This is a genomic window from Sutcliffiella halmapala (assembly GCF_050107295.1).
Lineage (GTDB): Bacteria > Bacillota > Bacilli > Bacillales > Bacillaceae_I > Sutcliffiella_A > Sutcliffiella_A halmapala_A.
On sequence record NZ_JBNIKR010000018.1, the window covers coordinates 20,584 to 35,608 of the forward strand.

General features: G+C 44.0%; 14 protein-coding genes and 2 tRNA genes. 2 read left to right on the plus strand and 14 right to left on the minus strand.

The features are described from left to right. Positions 1 to 192 precede the first annotated feature (192 nt). Both ACQCT5_RS21350 and ACQCT5_RS21355 read left to right on the plus strand, forming a co-directional pair. A tRNA-Met gene (locus ACQCT5_RS21350) sits at positions 193 to 269 on the plus strand. Positions 270 to 278: 9 nt separating this feature from the next. After that, positions 279 to 350, plus strand: a tRNA-Glu gene (locus tag ACQCT5_RS21355). Positions 351 to 519: 169 nt separating this feature from the next. Here ACQCT5_RS21355 and ACQCT5_RS21360 read toward each other — a convergent pair. The 14 genes from ACQCT5_RS21360 to glmU form a co-directional block, all read right to left on the minus strand. Continuing rightward, a complete protein-coding gene (locus ACQCT5_RS21360; RefSeq protein WP_224841400.1) occupies positions 520 to 981 on the minus strand; it encodes a S1 domain-containing RNA-binding protein in 462 nt (153 codons plus the stop codon). 87 nt (positions 982 to 1,068) lie between these two features. Then, positions 1,069 to 1,452, minus strand: a complete 384-nt coding sequence (locus tag ACQCT5_RS21365; protein ID WP_499644952.1) for an FtsB family cell division protein — start codon at positions 1,450 to 1,452, stop codon at positions 1,069 to 1,071. Positions 1,453 to 1,467: 15 nt separating this feature from the next. Further along, the gene (gene yabQ, locus ACQCT5_RS21370; RefSeq protein WP_499644954.1) at positions 1,468 to 2,106 is read right to left on the minus strand and encodes a spore cortex biosynthesis protein YabQ; all 639 of its coding nucleotides are present in this window, start codon (positions 2,104 to 2,106) and stop codon (positions 1,468 to 1,470) included. Then, a complete protein-coding gene (yabP, locus tag ACQCT5_RS21375; protein WP_499644956.1) occupies positions 2,103 to 2,408 on the minus strand; it encodes a sporulation protein YabP in 306 nt (101 codons plus the stop codon). Before yabP ends, yabQ begins: the two co-directional genes overlap by 4 nt. An 80-nt stretch (positions 2,409 to 2,488) precedes the next feature. Beyond that, on the minus strand, positions 2,489 to 2,758 hold the full coding sequence (locus ACQCT5_RS21380; protein ID WP_499644958.1) for an RNA-binding S4 domain-containing protein: 270 nt from the start codon (positions 2,756 to 2,758) through the stop codon (positions 2,489 to 2,491). 30 nt (positions 2,759 to 2,788) lie between these two features. Beyond that, complete coding sequence (yabN, locus tag ACQCT5_RS21385; RefSeq protein ID WP_499644960.1) at positions 2,789 to 4,252, minus strand: bifunctional methyltransferase/pyrophosphohydrolase YabN; 1,464 nt, start codon at positions 4,250 to 4,252, stop codon at positions 2,789 to 2,791. A 13-nt stretch (positions 4,253 to 4,265) separates the two neighbouring features. Beyond that, positions 4,266 to 5,858 (minus strand): putative polysaccharide biosynthesis protein, encoded by a 1,593-nt coding sequence (locus ACQCT5_RS21390; RefSeq protein ID WP_499644962.1) that lies wholly within the window; start codon positions 5,856 to 5,858, stop codon positions 4,266 to 4,268. Between the two features lie 512 nt (positions 5,859 to 6,370). After that, complete coding sequence (spoVT, locus tag ACQCT5_RS21395) at positions 6,371 to 6,907, minus strand: stage V sporulation protein T (RefSeq protein WP_386645615.1); 537 nt, start codon at positions 6,905 to 6,907, stop codon at positions 6,371 to 6,373. 206 nt (positions 6,908 to 7,113) lie between these two features. After that, positions 7,114 to 10,647: a transcription-repair coupling factor gene (gene mfd, locus ACQCT5_RS21400; RefSeq protein ID WP_499644964.1), complete on the minus strand. Its 3,534-nt coding sequence runs from the start codon at positions 10,645 to 10,647 to the stop codon at positions 7,114 to 7,116. 88 nt (positions 10,648 to 10,735) lie between these two features. Beyond that, on the minus strand, positions 10,736 to 10,966 hold the full coding sequence (gene fin / locus ACQCT5_RS21405; RefSeq protein WP_386645609.1) for an anti-sigma-F factor Fin: 231 nt from the start codon (positions 10,964 to 10,966) through the stop codon (positions 10,736 to 10,738). A gap of 76 nt (positions 10,967 to 11,042) precedes the next feature. Further along, a complete protein-coding gene (gene pth / locus ACQCT5_RS21410) occupies positions 11,043 to 11,603 on the minus strand; it encodes an aminoacyl-tRNA hydrolase (protein WP_417900982.1) in 561 nt (186 codons plus the stop codon). 231 nt (positions 11,604 to 11,834) lie between these two features. Next, the gene (locus tag ACQCT5_RS21415; RefSeq protein ID WP_499644967.1) at positions 11,835 to 12,482 is read right to left on the minus strand and encodes a 50S ribosomal protein L25/general stress protein Ctc; all 648 of its coding nucleotides are present in this window, start codon (positions 12,480 to 12,482) and stop codon (positions 11,835 to 11,837) included. Between the two features lie 83 nt (positions 12,483 to 12,565). After that, positions 12,566 to 13,519 carry a ribose-phosphate diphosphokinase gene (locus tag ACQCT5_RS21420; protein ID WP_499644969.1) on the minus strand — a complete coding sequence of 318 codons (954 nt, stop codon included), beginning with the start codon at positions 13,517 to 13,519 and terminating at the stop codon, positions 12,566 to 12,568. A gap of 18 nt (positions 13,520 to 13,537) precedes the next feature. Beyond that, positions 13,538 to 14,914, minus strand: coding sequence for a bifunctional UDP-N-acetylglucosamine diphosphorylase/glucosamine-1-phosphate N-acetyltransferase GlmU (gene glmU, locus ACQCT5_RS21425; RefSeq protein WP_499644971.1), 1,377 nt, complete (start codon positions 14,912 to 14,914; stop codon positions 13,538 to 13,540). Between the last annotated feature and the right edge of the window lie 111 nt (positions 14,915 to 15,025).

Consider the following 15,025-nt stretch of genomic DNA (forward strand, 5'->3'; position numbering starts at 1 on the left):
AATGGGGGAAAAGCTGTCAGGAAATCATCGCATTTGCTATTCCTGTCCATCAGTTTTTGTAAATTCACTACGCAATACCATGGATAATGTTCTAATTATTCTTACATTTTTAAAATGTATTGACATATATTTAATATCTTAGTAATATATTTTTTGTGCCTAATACGCACGCATATGACAACTTATTATTTTGGCGGTGTAGCTCAGCTGGCTAGAGCGTACGGTTCATACCCGTGAGGTCGTGGGTTCGACTCCCTCCGCCGCTACCAATTTAATAAGGCCCATTGGTCAAGCGGTTAAGACACCGCCCTTTCACGGCGGTAACACGGGTTCGAATCCCGTATGGGTCATACAATTTAGCTGTTTCTGATTAGTTTCTACTAATTGGAGGCAGCTTTTTTGTTTTTTCTGTAACGTATAAATGCAATCCGCAATCCAAACAAAAAGCACGCCCCATTTTCAGGGCGTGCTTCATAACGTTACTCGTACGTTTATATATGTGTGATGTTCAGCAGCAAGTTATCCCCTTTTCGCTCCACGACCTCCACGTTTTGATTCCGTGCTGCGTTTCAGGGATGTCAAACGATCTTCGCTATCCTTTAAGAATCTTGCCATTTTTTGCTCGAAGTTTTCCTTTGGACGGAATTCTTCTCTTTTTCGCTGTGGGCGTCCTCCTTGGTTAGGACGGTTTTGGTTATTTGGGCGTTGCGTTGGTTGAGCAGAACGCGGCTGAGGCTCACGGTAAGTATCGCTTGCCTTCTTGATGGATAAGCCGATTTTCCCGTCCTTCTCCACATTGATGACCTTCACTTGTACTTCGTCGCCAACTTTTAGATGGTCGTTGATATCCTTCACATAGTTGTCTGCAACCTCACTGATGTGGACTAGACCTGTTGTTCCTCCTGGCAACTCGACAAACGCGCCAAAATTAGTTATTCCTGTTACCTTACCCTGTAACTTGCTGCCTACTTCGATTGACATAAAAAAAATGCTCCTCCTTAAAATCATAAAAAATAAATCACTTTACCTACCATTATACCTAGAGCAATTGAGGTGTCAATACAACGACTAATCAGATGAGGAATCCTCTGGTAAATTAAAGATGATTTCCCCATCCTCTGACATGAAATAATCTCTACGTGCGATCTTCGCAATATATTCATCATCGTTCAGCTTCACAATCTCTTCTTCCAAACGCTGCTGTTCTTTTTGTAACTGTACAAGCTCCTTTTCCACAGCTTCTTTTCTATCTTGTTTTTCCTGCAAAATAGCCCTCTGCTCCAGAAATGTTTTACCCATAAGAATTCCAAAAATTACTACAACCAAAAAGAATAATGACAAACGGCGATAAAGTCCACGGCGTTTTTTTTGCTGTTTTATATGCTGCTCTTGTTTGGCGTCTGAATAGTCTGAATGGATTTTTGCTATTTTTTCGTTTCTTGCCGCGCTCATCTTATCATTCCTCTCCTAGCGCTTTTTCCAGAAATTCCTTACTCTATTCATTATACTATGTTTCCTATTCTTTACTAGTGAGAAAAATCCTGCAAATTTCTTGAAAAGACTTTGTAAATATTTTTTCCAGGCTTTCGGAAGCAGTTTCCATCCTAGCATACCGAGCCATTTGAATGGTAGAGTACAAAGTTTGATTATTTTCCAGACCAAAAGAAGCAAAAAGCGCCCCAGAGAATAAACCGCTCTAGCAAGTCCCACTAAGATAAATATGATAGCTTGTACCAATAATTGAATGGGTTTCACAATCAGCATCTTCACCAATTTCTCCATAAAGCGGTATACGCTGATGGATAGTCGGATCAATGACTCTAGTAAACTTAAATAGAAATAGCGAAACAGGCTTTGATACGCTGCATATCCACAGACAAGGGCGATGAGAATATAGAATCTGAGATCGCCTTCGTTTACCAGGAGTAAAACATAGAATGTAACAAGACCCTGCAGGAGCCAAAAGAGAAGGTCGTGCAGGAACACGATCCATCTCGCTCTTTTGTCTCTTTTCATGAACCTCCCATACGTATCAATGGCGGCTCCAAGATACGCGCCAACTCCGATCATGGCAAGCATGGTGTAAAGTTGAGTGGTCAGGCTCATTTGAACAACTTACTAAAGAATCCTTTAGCTTTCTCTCCTTGTTGGTCGTCAAGGTAAATAATCTCCATGATCTTGCCTTTGATGGAGACTACCCCTTTTTCCACATCCAGGTTCTTCATCTGCAGGTTTTGACCCCTTATGGAGAGAAAGCCCATGACGGTTTCAAGCAGAAACTCTTCGTTATCGAAGCTTTCCACTTGTTTCACCCCTGTAATATCAAGCAGCCTTCTGCTTCTCATCACAATGTCTTGTTCCTGGACAGTCTGTTTATTCGCATGATTTGACTCATAGTATTGGTTCATTTTCATCCCTCACCTATCCATTACTTAAAGATAGTACATGTATATGAAAGGGATTCTTTTTTAGAACAAGCCTACCAGTTCTATTCCTCGCTTTGTGCGACTCTCTCTTCATTGACAATCGTATACATCATTGTCGCTTCTTCCTTTTTCGCTGTTTCCTGTACATGGTCGATAGATGCTGTCACGATTTTCTGTCCGAAATGGATCGTCAGCTCGTCACCGGCTTTTACATTGCTGCTCGCCTTCGCCTGAACGCCATTGATGGAGATACGTCCCTGTTCAGCCACTTCCTTTGCCAGCGTACGGCGCTTGATGATCCGGGACACTTTCAAAAATTTATCTAAACGCATATCTGTTTCCCCCTATTTTAAAGATTGGTTTTATAATCCCAACTTCTTCGCTTCATTCCAGATTTCATCTAGCTGTTCCAACGATAGGGCTTCGAATTCCAGCCCTAACTCTTTTACCTTTTTTTCGATAAAAGTAAACCTGCGATAGAATTTCCGGTTGGTGGCAGAAACCGCTTCTTCCGGATCTATCTTATAGAATCTTGCTATATTCACCAGGGCGAACAGGATATCGCCGAATTCAGCTTCGACTTTCTCCGCGCTGCCGTCCTTTGCGATTTCTTCTTTCAGCTCCTGGATTTCTTCTGATACCTTCTCCCACATCGGGGCGACATCATCCCAATCAAACCCAACCTTCCCAGCTTTTTTCTGGTATTGATAGGCCTTGGTCAAATTCGGGAGCCCTTTAGCCACAGCATCAAGAATGGATTGCTCCGCTCTTTCCCCTTTTTCGGCTTTTTTGATTTGCTCCCAGTTTCTCACCACTTCATCTGCGTCCTCGACAGATATATCCCCGAACACATGGGGGTGCCTGCGGATCATTTTTTCATTTACGCCCTCTATGATATCCTCTATGCTGAAGTAGCCCTCGTCTTCCCCGATTTGCGCATGCAGCATCACCTGGAGCAACACATCCCCAAGCTCCTCCATGATACCGTCAACATCCCCTTCATCAATGGCGTCTATCAATTCATACGCTTCTTCAATCAGGTATTTTTTCAGGGATTCGTGCGTCTGCTTCTGATCCCACGGACAGCCATTCGGTCCCCTTAAAATCGCGATGGTTTGGCGGAAATGGGTAAATTGCTTGTACAAGAGCTCGTCCTCTTTTACAGGAGGCACATATACACTTGTGAGATTGTTGATTTCAGCTACACGATCTAATTCGTATAAAGGGACTTTTGTTATTTTTTCCTGCGAGGATCCCGCTGCCGTCACAATCGTAACAGGGTAATCATCAGGAAGAATATCCATCAAAGTCAATTTCACCTCTGAGGCAATGAACGCGTCATACACCTGACAAAAAATCATATGCTGTGTCGGAACAATCGTCTCTTTGACAAGAGAGGTCGCATCATGGAACTGAAAGCCTTCTATCGGATCCAAGCCCACTGCTGTAAACATCGGATCAAGAAAACTTTGTCCACCTTTTATATCGAGTGTTAGCTCATTTTTATTAGCCTTTTCCAGCAAAAGTTGAACAGTTCTCTCCGCTACAAGCGGGTGGCCCGGAACCGCATAGACTATTTCCCTCTCTTTGCTTGCTTCCACCAGTATCCTTGTAATCTCTTCATACACACTCTCAAAGGAATCATGCTTTTCATAGATGCCATCAAAGGATGTGTAAGATAGGTTTTCCTTTTCGAGCTCCCCGATGACTGGGTGTTCTTTCGTTCTCAGGTATAGATGATCACAGGAAAGCAGCCTCTTATAAATTCCGATCGGCAGCTGTTCGAGATCACCTGCCCCTAAACCTAGTACAGTTATCTTTGCCATTTCTTCACCAACTCTATTTGATTAGTTTGGAAAGCTTGCTTCCCAAAGGCAGGAAGGAAAGCTCCGTTTTTGTAAAGTAATTATTTTTTATTAAAACAAACAGGAACACAATACCTCCAAGCATGACTCCAACCAAGCTCTGGGCAGAAGCCAAAAGGCGGCTAGTTCCCACTAATGCATGACTTCCCTCCAAGAGAACGGCGAGTGCAGCTGACATAAGTCCGATGCTCACGAGGAGCGGGTATATGTATGCTTTCTCCAAAATGGTTATGCCGGTTTTTCTTTTTATCTCAAACAGCAGGCCGACGGCTACCACACCGCTTGCCATAAGCGTACTGAATGCAGCACCCAACGTCTGGGATCCTGGAATGAACGCGAAATTCAGCACTATTTTCACCAATACCCCGGCAAGAACATAAAAGGCAGGCAGATAGGCATGTCCAAGACCTTGCAAGATTGCTGAAGCCGTAAGCGCGATACTGCAGAATAGAATGGATAATCCTAATACCAATAATACACCAGATCCATTTCCATTTGAAAACAGCATCGTGTTGACCGGCTTGATCAGCCATGCCAAGCCGACTGAGGCAGCAGCGCCGATAGCAAAGCTTACGCGGATTGATATCATGATTTTGTCTTTCATTTCCCTGAAGGAGCCTTGTGCCTTTGCCCGAGTTATGTAAGGAACCAGCGATAAAGAGAAGGCCGTTGCCACCACCGTCCCGAGTTGAATCAACGGTTGCCCCCGGTCATATATACCTTTGAGAAGCTTAGCCTCACCAGAAGAACTGCCGCTTTCGACCAGATACGCATAGACGGAAAAAGAGTCCACCATTTGAAAGAGTACGAGCAATAGACTACTGATACAAATCGTAAAGCCCTGCAGTATAAGTGCCCTGACTATGCTACAGGTGGAAAAATACACACCCGGATTCTTTTGCCGCTTAACCTTTGCTTGATATCGTTGATAAAAAAGAAATAGGACGGCAACAGCTGCAAGGCCGCCACCGACGGAACCAACCATGGCACCTGCTCCTACGTCGTATAAAGAATGTCCGTGCCCTACAAGATAGTAGGCCATTACAAGAATCGTACAAACCCGTATCAGCTGTTCACCTACCTGGGAAACTGCGGTCGGTGTCATCTCGCCACTGCCTTGGAATATCCCTCTTCCAACCGAGAGAAAAGGCATGAGAAGGAAGGAGAAAGCGACAATTCGAATCAGCTGAGAAAGCTTTGAATCTCCCATCATTCCGGCCATGGCATCGGCTCCAAAATAAAGTACCGAAAACAAAACCCCTCCAAAGAGGAGGAGAGAAGCGAAGGAGATGGTCCCGATTTTCCTGGCAGCTTCCGTTTTGTTCACTTCCGGATGTTCTGCAATCAGCTTCGAGATGACCACCGGGAATCCATATGTAGATAGAATAATGGCTACACCGTAGAACGGATAGACTTGTTGATAGATATAAAAACCGACATCTCCCACAATATTCTGGAAAGGGACCCTGTATGCGGCACTTAGCACTTTTACCAGTATTCCCGCAACCGTTAAAATCATGGCACCTTTCCAGATCGCTTCAAGATGGTGGTCTGTCTGATGTTTCATGAATGTACCTGCTTTCAACCTAATGTTCAATTGTATTATTGTACCATAAGAACAGCATAAGCGCCTTGGTCACCCCCGAATTAGCATAAGACGGTGTTCTAAGATGGTTGCACTTTAACCTTCGTAGAAAAATGACTTATCACCTCGAGGGGGAGGCAAGTTTTCTCTTTTGGGCGGTCCCATTCCGCTACTTTGAAACCACCATTTCCTCTTTTTCCCTTTATCGCGGTCTCATTCCGTTGCTTTGAAACCACCATTTTCTCTTTTTCCCTTTATCGCGGTCTCATTCCGTTGCTTTGAAACCACCATTTTCTCTTTTTCTCTATATGGCGGTCCCATTCCGCTACTTTAAAACCACCATTTTCTCTTTTTCCCTTTATCGCGGTCCCATTTCGTTGCTTTGAGACCACCATTTCATCTTTTGCTCTTTATCACGGTATCATTCCGCTACTTTGAGACCGTAAAAAAACAAAAGAAGCAGCAGAACGCCTCTGCTGCTTCCTATTACGATATTATTGCTCCATCTGCCTTGCCAAGAAGCCTGCAGCCGTTTCCACAGCCTTTTGTTCCACTTCTCCCAGTGACTTGTCTTTGGACATGATTACTACTGCACCAATTGGATCACCGTTCGCTACGATCGGTCCAATGGTATATGACGCGAGGGATTCTACATGACCATCTACAATTGCAAGCTGCTGCTCATCTGTTTTCAATACGGAATTGCGATCTTCCATGGATTTCTCCACTACATCGCTGACACTCTTATTGAGATACTCCTTCTTGGAGCCGCCAGCTACTGCAATAAACGTATCACGGTCACAGATTAATACAGGATGTCCCAAACTATCATACAGAGCTTCCGCATATTCTCTTGCGAAATCGCCAAGTTCTGAAATAGGAGAGTACTTCTTCAGAATTACTTCTCCATCCCGATCGACGAAAATCTCCAACGGGTCACCTTCACGAATACGTAACGTTCTTCTGATTTCTTTTGGAATTACAACTCGACCTAGGTCATCAATACGACGTACAATACCAGTTGCTTTCATTTCTTAGGTTGCCTCCTTCATCCGATGATAAAAAGAGATGAGTTAAATTGGTGGAATTGATCAAGTTGTCCTGCTTTTGAAGAATTCACCATTTGTTGAAATTAGTATCCTTCACACCGTGAGTTATATACATGTTGGAAAAGTTTTTTTTAGTTTGTAAAATCCCCCAGTATTTATATAGACAAGATTTCACATACTTAAACCTTTTACGATGCATTGACACTTTCTTTTTTTACATTCTCTAGTCCTTTTATCATAGATATGGCAACCTGAATCCACTCATCTGGTTCCGTACGCTTTGTTTGAATCACAACCTTTAACCGCTTGCCTTCCATCCCGAGGTTGACCATTCGCCCAAATTTATTTCCAAGCAAGAAGAGCTTCTGTCCGTCAATTTTATTGCTCGCCTCTTCTGAAATCAACAGCACCAATTCCTGCTTTGTTTGCTTGATAGAATCCACTTTTTCCTTCAGGCCATATACTTTCATTTCTGACACGCGGAAAAGATAATCCACTTCTTTCGGATACCCTCCGAACCGATCCTTCATTTCTTCCTGCAGTTCTTTTAGGTCCTCCGGTGTCTCTATGCCACGGAATCGCTTATACATATCGATCTTTTGCTTGCTGTCCCCAATATACGATTCAGGGATGTAGGCATCCAGTTCAACATCGATTTCCATATTGCGCTGTTTCTTCTTCTCCGGATTTCCTTTTCGCTCCTCAATTGCATCCTTCAGCATCTGTGAATACATGTCAAAGCCGACCGAATCGATAAATCCGTGTTGTTGGGCCCCCAAGAGATTCCCGGCACCACGAATCGTTAGATCCCGCATGGCAATCTTAAAGCCTGAGCCAAGCTCTGTGAACTCCTTGATGGATTGCAGACGCTTTTCTGCAACTTCTGTCAATACTTTGTCTTTTCTATAGGTGAAATAGGCATAGGCCACCCTGTTGGAGCGCCCTACCCGTCCTCTCAGCTGGTAAAGCTGCGATAGGCCCATTCTGTCCGCGTCAAAGACAATGAGGGTGTTGACATTCGGGATGTCCACTCCTGTTTCAATGATTGTGGTACTTACTAGGACCTCCGCTTCTCCTTCCATGAATTGAAGCATCACAGATTCCAGCTCGTTTTCCGTCATCTTCCCATGGGCATACACTATCCTTGCATCCGGTACAAGCATCGAGATCTCATCCGCTTTTCGTTCAATGTCCTCGACGCGATTGTATAGAAAATACACCTGTCCCCCGCGGGCTAACTCGCGTTCAATCGCTTCTTTTACTAGATTCCCATTATACTCCATGACGTAAGTCTGCACAGGGAAACGGTTCTCCGGCGGTGTCTCGATGACGGAAAGATCCCGTACGCCCAACATGGACATATGAAGGGTCCGCGGAATAGGTGTGGCCGTTAGGGTCAATACATCTATATTGGCTTTCAGCTGCTTGATTTTCTCCTTATGCGTCACACCGAATCGCTGCTCTTCATCGATAATAAGCAAACCTAGATCCTTATATTTCACATCTTTGGATAACAATCGATGCGTACCTATCACAATGTCGACCGTACCGTTTGCAAGTCCCTTCATCGTTTCCGTCTGCTGCTTTCTCGAACGGAAGCGGCTCAACAGCCCGATATTAATCGGGAAGTCCTGGAAACGCTCCCTGATCGTTTCGTAGTGCTGCTGCGCGAGAATGGTCGTTGGTACAAGAATGGCAACCTGCTTCTCATCCGCAATCGCCTTGAATGCAGCACGGATAGCCACCTCTGTTTTCCCGTACCCCACATCCCCGCACAAAAGACGGTCCATCGGGCGTGTACGTTCCATATCCAGCTTGATCTCATGAATGGAGCGCAGCTGATCCTCCGTTTCCTGATAAAGGAAGGTAGCCTCAAATTCCCTCTGCATTTCCCCGTCAGGCGAAAAGGAGAATCCCTCACTTGCCTCCCGTTCTGCATAAAGCTTGATCAGGTCGTCAGCAATATCCTGGACAGAGGATTCCACCTTGGATTTCACTTTCTTCCAATCGGTGCCTCCAAGCTTATAGACTTTCGGTTCCTTGCCTTCAGATCCTACATATTTCTGCACCTGATCAATTTGTTCAACCGGAACATAAAGCTTGTCTGAGCCCTGGTATTTGATGTGGATATAGTCTTTGTGCAGACCGTTGATATCAAGTGTTTCTATCCCCAGATACTTTCCGATACCGTGGTTGATATGAACAACATAATCCCCGACATTCAATTCGGAGTAATTTTTTATCCGTTCTGCATTGGAGAGCTTCTGCCTGTTCTTCGGTTTTTTGGCCTTCTTTTTAAACAATTCCTCTTCTGTCAGAACGGCGAGCTTTTGCATAGGCAGCTCAAAGCCTGACTGGAGGTCCCCTTCAATGATCTGAACCTCTCCATGTGCGAAGGTGGAGCCGCTTGAGAGCTTTCTGACATCCACATCATAATCGGCCAAAACGGATTCCAGCTTATCCATGCGCTCCTGATCGGAAGCCATGACGACAATCGCATAATTCGCCTTTCTCCAGCGATCTATCTCCGATTTCAACAAATGCATTTGACCATGGAAATGCTGCATCGACTTGGATGAAAGATTGATCAAATTTTCCGGATGGGTATGCGGGACATGCCTTAAAAATAAGGACAAATAAATGAAGGGAAGCTTTTTGCTATGAACCAATTGGGCAAAGGAGTGCGAAAATTTCAGGTCGTGCACAGCCTTTCCCTCCGCCAAAAGCTCAACCAGCCATTCCGCTTCTTCTTTATCCAAGCTCTCTGCCGTTTCCTGGATGCGGCTGATTTCATCCAACACCACAACCCCGTTATCGGGAACATAATCTAGTAAACTAGCTGGCTTTTCATAGAAGAGACTCAGGTACTTATACAGCTCTGAAAACACCTGTCCATTATCCAGCTGTTCAAGTTCATATGTGATATTCTCCATTAATAGCTGTTTTACCTTGTCGTTTTTCACCTTGGTGACCGTATTGGAAAGCTCTTTTTCCAGCAGTTCCCGGCCTCTTTCCAGCTCTTCCCCTGTAAGTAGAATTTCTGTAGCAGGGCCGATTGCAATACTTTCCTTGTGCGCTTGCGAACGTTGATCTTCAACAGAGAAGGAGCGGATGGATTCCACCTCATCATCAAACAGTTCGATTCGGACTGCCAGTTCTTCTGTAAGTGGATAAATGTCGATAATACCGCCACGGATGCTGAAATCCCCCGGCGTCGCTACCATCCCCACTCGTTGATAGCCGAAACGTACCAAGCGGTCTGCCAGATTATCCAAAGGTATGGTCTTATTCACTTCAATATGAAGCAAGGATTGCTGCCATTTAGTCTTGGAAGGAAGCATCCTTTTTAATCCCGCAATCGGGGTGATGATAATTCCGTTGCTCTTTGTAGCCCAGTGGTTCAAGGCTTCGATTCTCTGCGCTTTCAGTTCCGGACTTGCAATACCGATTTCCGCAGCGAGAACGTCATTGACCGGATACAAATACAGTTCGTTCTCCGGCAGAAAAGAGCTCAAATCGTCGTACACCTTTTGGGCGTGGTATAGATTATGTGTCACCAATAGAATCGGCGCTTTTCTTTCTTCGTATAAGGAAGCGATGAACAGGGATCTGGCAGAATTGGAAATACCGGATACAAGCTGTTCCTCCAGACCTTCGTTCAAGCCGACCAATATCGATTCAAAATCATCGTTTTCTGTAAAATAAGGAATAAAACCCTTCATGGCACTACCCCCTCCTCTCCTGGTAAAAGTGCTCTTGTCTGAACACATATACGCAAAAAGGCTTTGGCGTTAAACCAAAGCGTTTTTATTATTGTATGAAGCTCTCTGTTTCATGCCAGGCTGGATTTCGCTCCAGGGCTTCTTGGCAATCTTCACATATGGTTTTAACATGTATATCACCGTTTTGTTGGTATGCTATCATTTCTTGCCGTTCTGAATCCGTTAATTGGTGGAAACCCAATTGTTCTGTATAGACTCTTTCTTTCTCAATCGTACCGACTCTATGTCCGCAATGCCTACAATTATAATGAATAGCCACTGTTATCCTCCTAGCCCATCCTTTTTAGGAATAGTATAAACAGAGGCTGTCATTGTTATACAAAACCCGTTTTTCCCTACTGGTTAAATGTATTCATTACTTGCAGAAAGTCTTTGGATAGAGCTTCTTCACATGCTTCTGCGGCTTTTTTGACGGTGGAGTCAATGTCCGGACGCTCTTCCTCGGAGAACCTCCCTAATACGTAATCCGAGATGGATTGACCGTTTGTTGGGCGATCGATTCCCATTCGGATGCGGTTGAAGTTCTGTGTCTGGAGATGCTGAATCAAGGACTTGATGCCATTATGCCCGCCAGCGCTTCCCTTTTGACGCAATCTCAGTTTGCCGACAGGAAGATCAAGATCATCATATATGACAACGAGATCCTCGATATCGAGTTTATAAAAATCCAATAAAGGACGAACGGTTTCACCTGATAGGTTCATATATGTAAGGGGCTTAACCAGCAACACCTTTTCCCCATTCACTACACCTTGACCAAATATCCCCTTAAATTTGGATTGGCTCAAAGGTATGTTCCAGCGATCCGCTAATTCATCGATCACCATAAAGCCGATATTATGCCTTGTTTCTTCATATTGGCGGCCTGGATTTCCAAGGCCTACTAAAACTTTCATTTTTTCTCCTCCTGAAACAACTGCCTCTTCCTCTTTTGCAAAGAGGGACCGAAAGAATTTTTTCATCTAAGGCCTCCAGATAATTTAGGTATCTCTATTTTAACACAACAAGAGTGGCCCTATTACATTTCTGCCCTCGTAAGATTTCAACATATTCTGCAAAATTGATTAGAAGGGAAGAGTGGGACAAGGGAACTGTCCTTACTAGAGAAAAGACGCAACCCCTGGGGGTTACGCCTCATTCTCTGAATCGTTATTCTTTTCTCTACCTTCGACAAGTTCAGGCTCACCTGGCTCCTGCTCTTCTCCACTGTCGATTTCCTCTTCCTGACGTGGAGGAAGGATCGATGCAATCACTTCATCATCTTCATGATTGAATTTATATTTTCCTGAAGTATCCAAGTCCCCAAAAGTGATGGTTTCATTTACTTGCAGGTTCGATACATCTACATCGATGCTATCTGGTACATCACCAGGAAGAACCTTTACGGAAGCCTCGTGAAGAACCTGCTGCAGAACTCCTCCATCCTTTACTCCTGCAGCGTCACCTGTAACATGTAACGTAACATCTACATCGATTTCGGATTTGAAGTTTACCACATGGAAGTCCAAGTGAACGAATTCCATACTCTTTAATGGGTCTACTTGAAAATCATACAGCATCACTTTTCGCTTATCAGAACCGATTTCCAAATCGATGATGCCGTTTCTTCCGGTTTCTCTGATTGTTTTAATAAAATCCTTGCTATCGACACTTATTGACTTGTTTTCCGTGTCGTTCCCATATACAACCGCTGGAATTTGTCCTTCCTCACGGGTTTTTCTTCTTGAAGATTTTTTGAATTCCGTACGCTCATTTGCATGTAATACTGAAGTCATCTAATCACCTTCCTGGGAAAATAAATTACTTACCTCTCTAACAATTTCCCCTATTTCCAGAAGGTTAAACCTAAATTCTCGAATTAATCAAATAACGTACTAACGGATTTCTCCTCGTGGACACGTACAATTGCTTCTGCAATCAACTCTGCCACAGATAGTTGTGTGAGCTTGCCGATTTTCTTGTCCTCAGCCAAAGCGATGGTGTTCGTCACAACCAACTCTTTGATCTGGGAGTTTTCGATGCGCTCAATAGCCGGGCCGGAGAGTACTGGATGTGTACAGCACGCATACACTTCTTTCGCTCCATTTTCGATGAGGGCATTCGCTGCAAGTGTAATGGTACCTGCAGTATCAATCATGTCATCAATTAAAATAGCCGTTCTTCCTTCAATATGACCAACAATGTTCATTACTTCCGCAACATTCGGACGAGGTCTGCGCTTATCGATGATTGCAATTGGAGCTTTCAGGCGGTCTGCCAGCTTTCTCGCTCTTGTTACCCCACCATGGTCAGGCGATACGATTACAAGATCCTCTAGATTCTTGCTTTGGAAGTACTCTGCCAAAATAGGTACACCCATTAAATGGTCGATAAGGATATCAAAGAAACCTTGGATCTGAGGTGCATGTAAATCAAGGGTAATGACACGATCTGCTCCAGCAGTTTCGAGGAGATTCGCTACAAGCTTTGCAGTAATCGGCTCACGCGCTCGTGCTTTTCTGTCTTGTCTACCATAGCCGTAATAAGGCATCACGATGTTAATCGTTTTTGCTGAAGCGCGTTTCAACGCATCAATCATAATTAACGTTTCCATGATGTGCTCGTTTACAGGCGCACTTGTGGATTGGATCACGTACACATCACAACCGCGGATGCTTTCTTCGATATTGATTTGAACCTCTCCGTCACTGAAGCGTGAAACGGAACACTTTCCGATAGGAACACCAACCTTGGTTGCAATTTCTTCCGCCAAGGCTGTATTTGAATTCAGAGTAAATATTTTTAAGTTAGAGTCGGCATATTTATTAGACATGATTAAATGAACCCTCCGTTAGGATTTTTTAGTATGAATCTTTTCAGCATAGTTCTCTTTATTTACTTGACGTGCACGGGCAATGGATAATGCTTCTCCCGGTACATCTTCTGTAATTGTCGATCCCGCTGCCACATAGGCATTGGTACCGATAGTTACAGGCGCAACCAGATTGGAGTTGCATCCAACAAACACTCCATCCTCAATTTTCGTTAAGTATTTATTTTTCCCATCATAGTTAACGGTAATCGAACCACAACCAAGATTTACATCTTTTCCTACTTCTGCATCACCGATATAGCTTAGATGTGAAGCCTTGCTTCCATCTCCAAAAGAGGCTTTTTTCACTTCCACGAAGTTACCTAACTTCACTTCGTTACCGATTTTAGAGGAAGGTCGCACGTGTGCGAACGGCCCAATGTTCACATCATTTCCAATCTCACTATCATGAGTGACAGATTGGCGGATGGACGTACGGTCGCCGATTTGGCAGTCTTTGATTTCTGAATTCGGTCCCACTACACAGTCCTCTCCAATGACGGTAGCGCCATGAATGACTGTACCAGGGTAGATCACCGTATCTCTTCCGATTACAGCATCCGCAGAGATATATGTGTTAGACGGGTCGATAATACTGACACCGTTGATCATATGCTTTTTGTTGATTCGCTTTTTCATGGTAGCTTCCGCTTGAGAAAGAGCGACACGATCATTTACTCCCAATGTTTCATCAAAGTCCAATGTTTGATAGGCGGAAACGATATCCCCTTTTTCTTTCAGGATTTCAATTACATCCGGCAGGTAGTATTCCCCTTGTACATTGTCGTTGGAAACATTGCTTAGTGCTGTAAATAACGCTTCGTTATCAAAGCAGTATGTGCCTGTATTGATTTCTGTGACTTTACGCTCTTCTTCACTTGCATCCTTGTGCTCCACGATTTTCCCTACATGGCCTTCACTGTTGCGAATGATACGACCATACCCAGTAGGATCTTCTGCATAAGCAGTCAGGATGGTTGCCTTTGCACCCGTGTTTTGGTGCAGGTCCAGCAATTCCTGCATGGTTTCAGGAGTTATAAGAGGAGTATCACCACAAATAACCAAGGTTACGCCCTTTTTTTCTTTTAAAATAGGTGCTGCTTGCATGACAGCGTGAGCCGTACCCAGTTGTTCTTCCTGTAGTACATATTCACTTCTGCTGCCTAGATGGCTCTTGACCGTTTCTGCTCCATGTCCTACCACAGTAACGATGCTTTCAAAATTCAATGCAGATACATGATCCACTACATGTTGGACCATCGGCTTGCCACATACAGGATGTAACACTTTATATAATTTGGATTTCATCCGCGTACCTTGCCCAGCTGCTAAAATTACGGCATAACGATTTATCATAACAAGCCTCCATTTTTACCTAGGCTCTTTTCGTAAAGTTTGTTGCTTACAACCGTAAAAAATCGGCTTTTGGATTTTTCACAGGGATAAACTACGAAATATTCAAGAGTA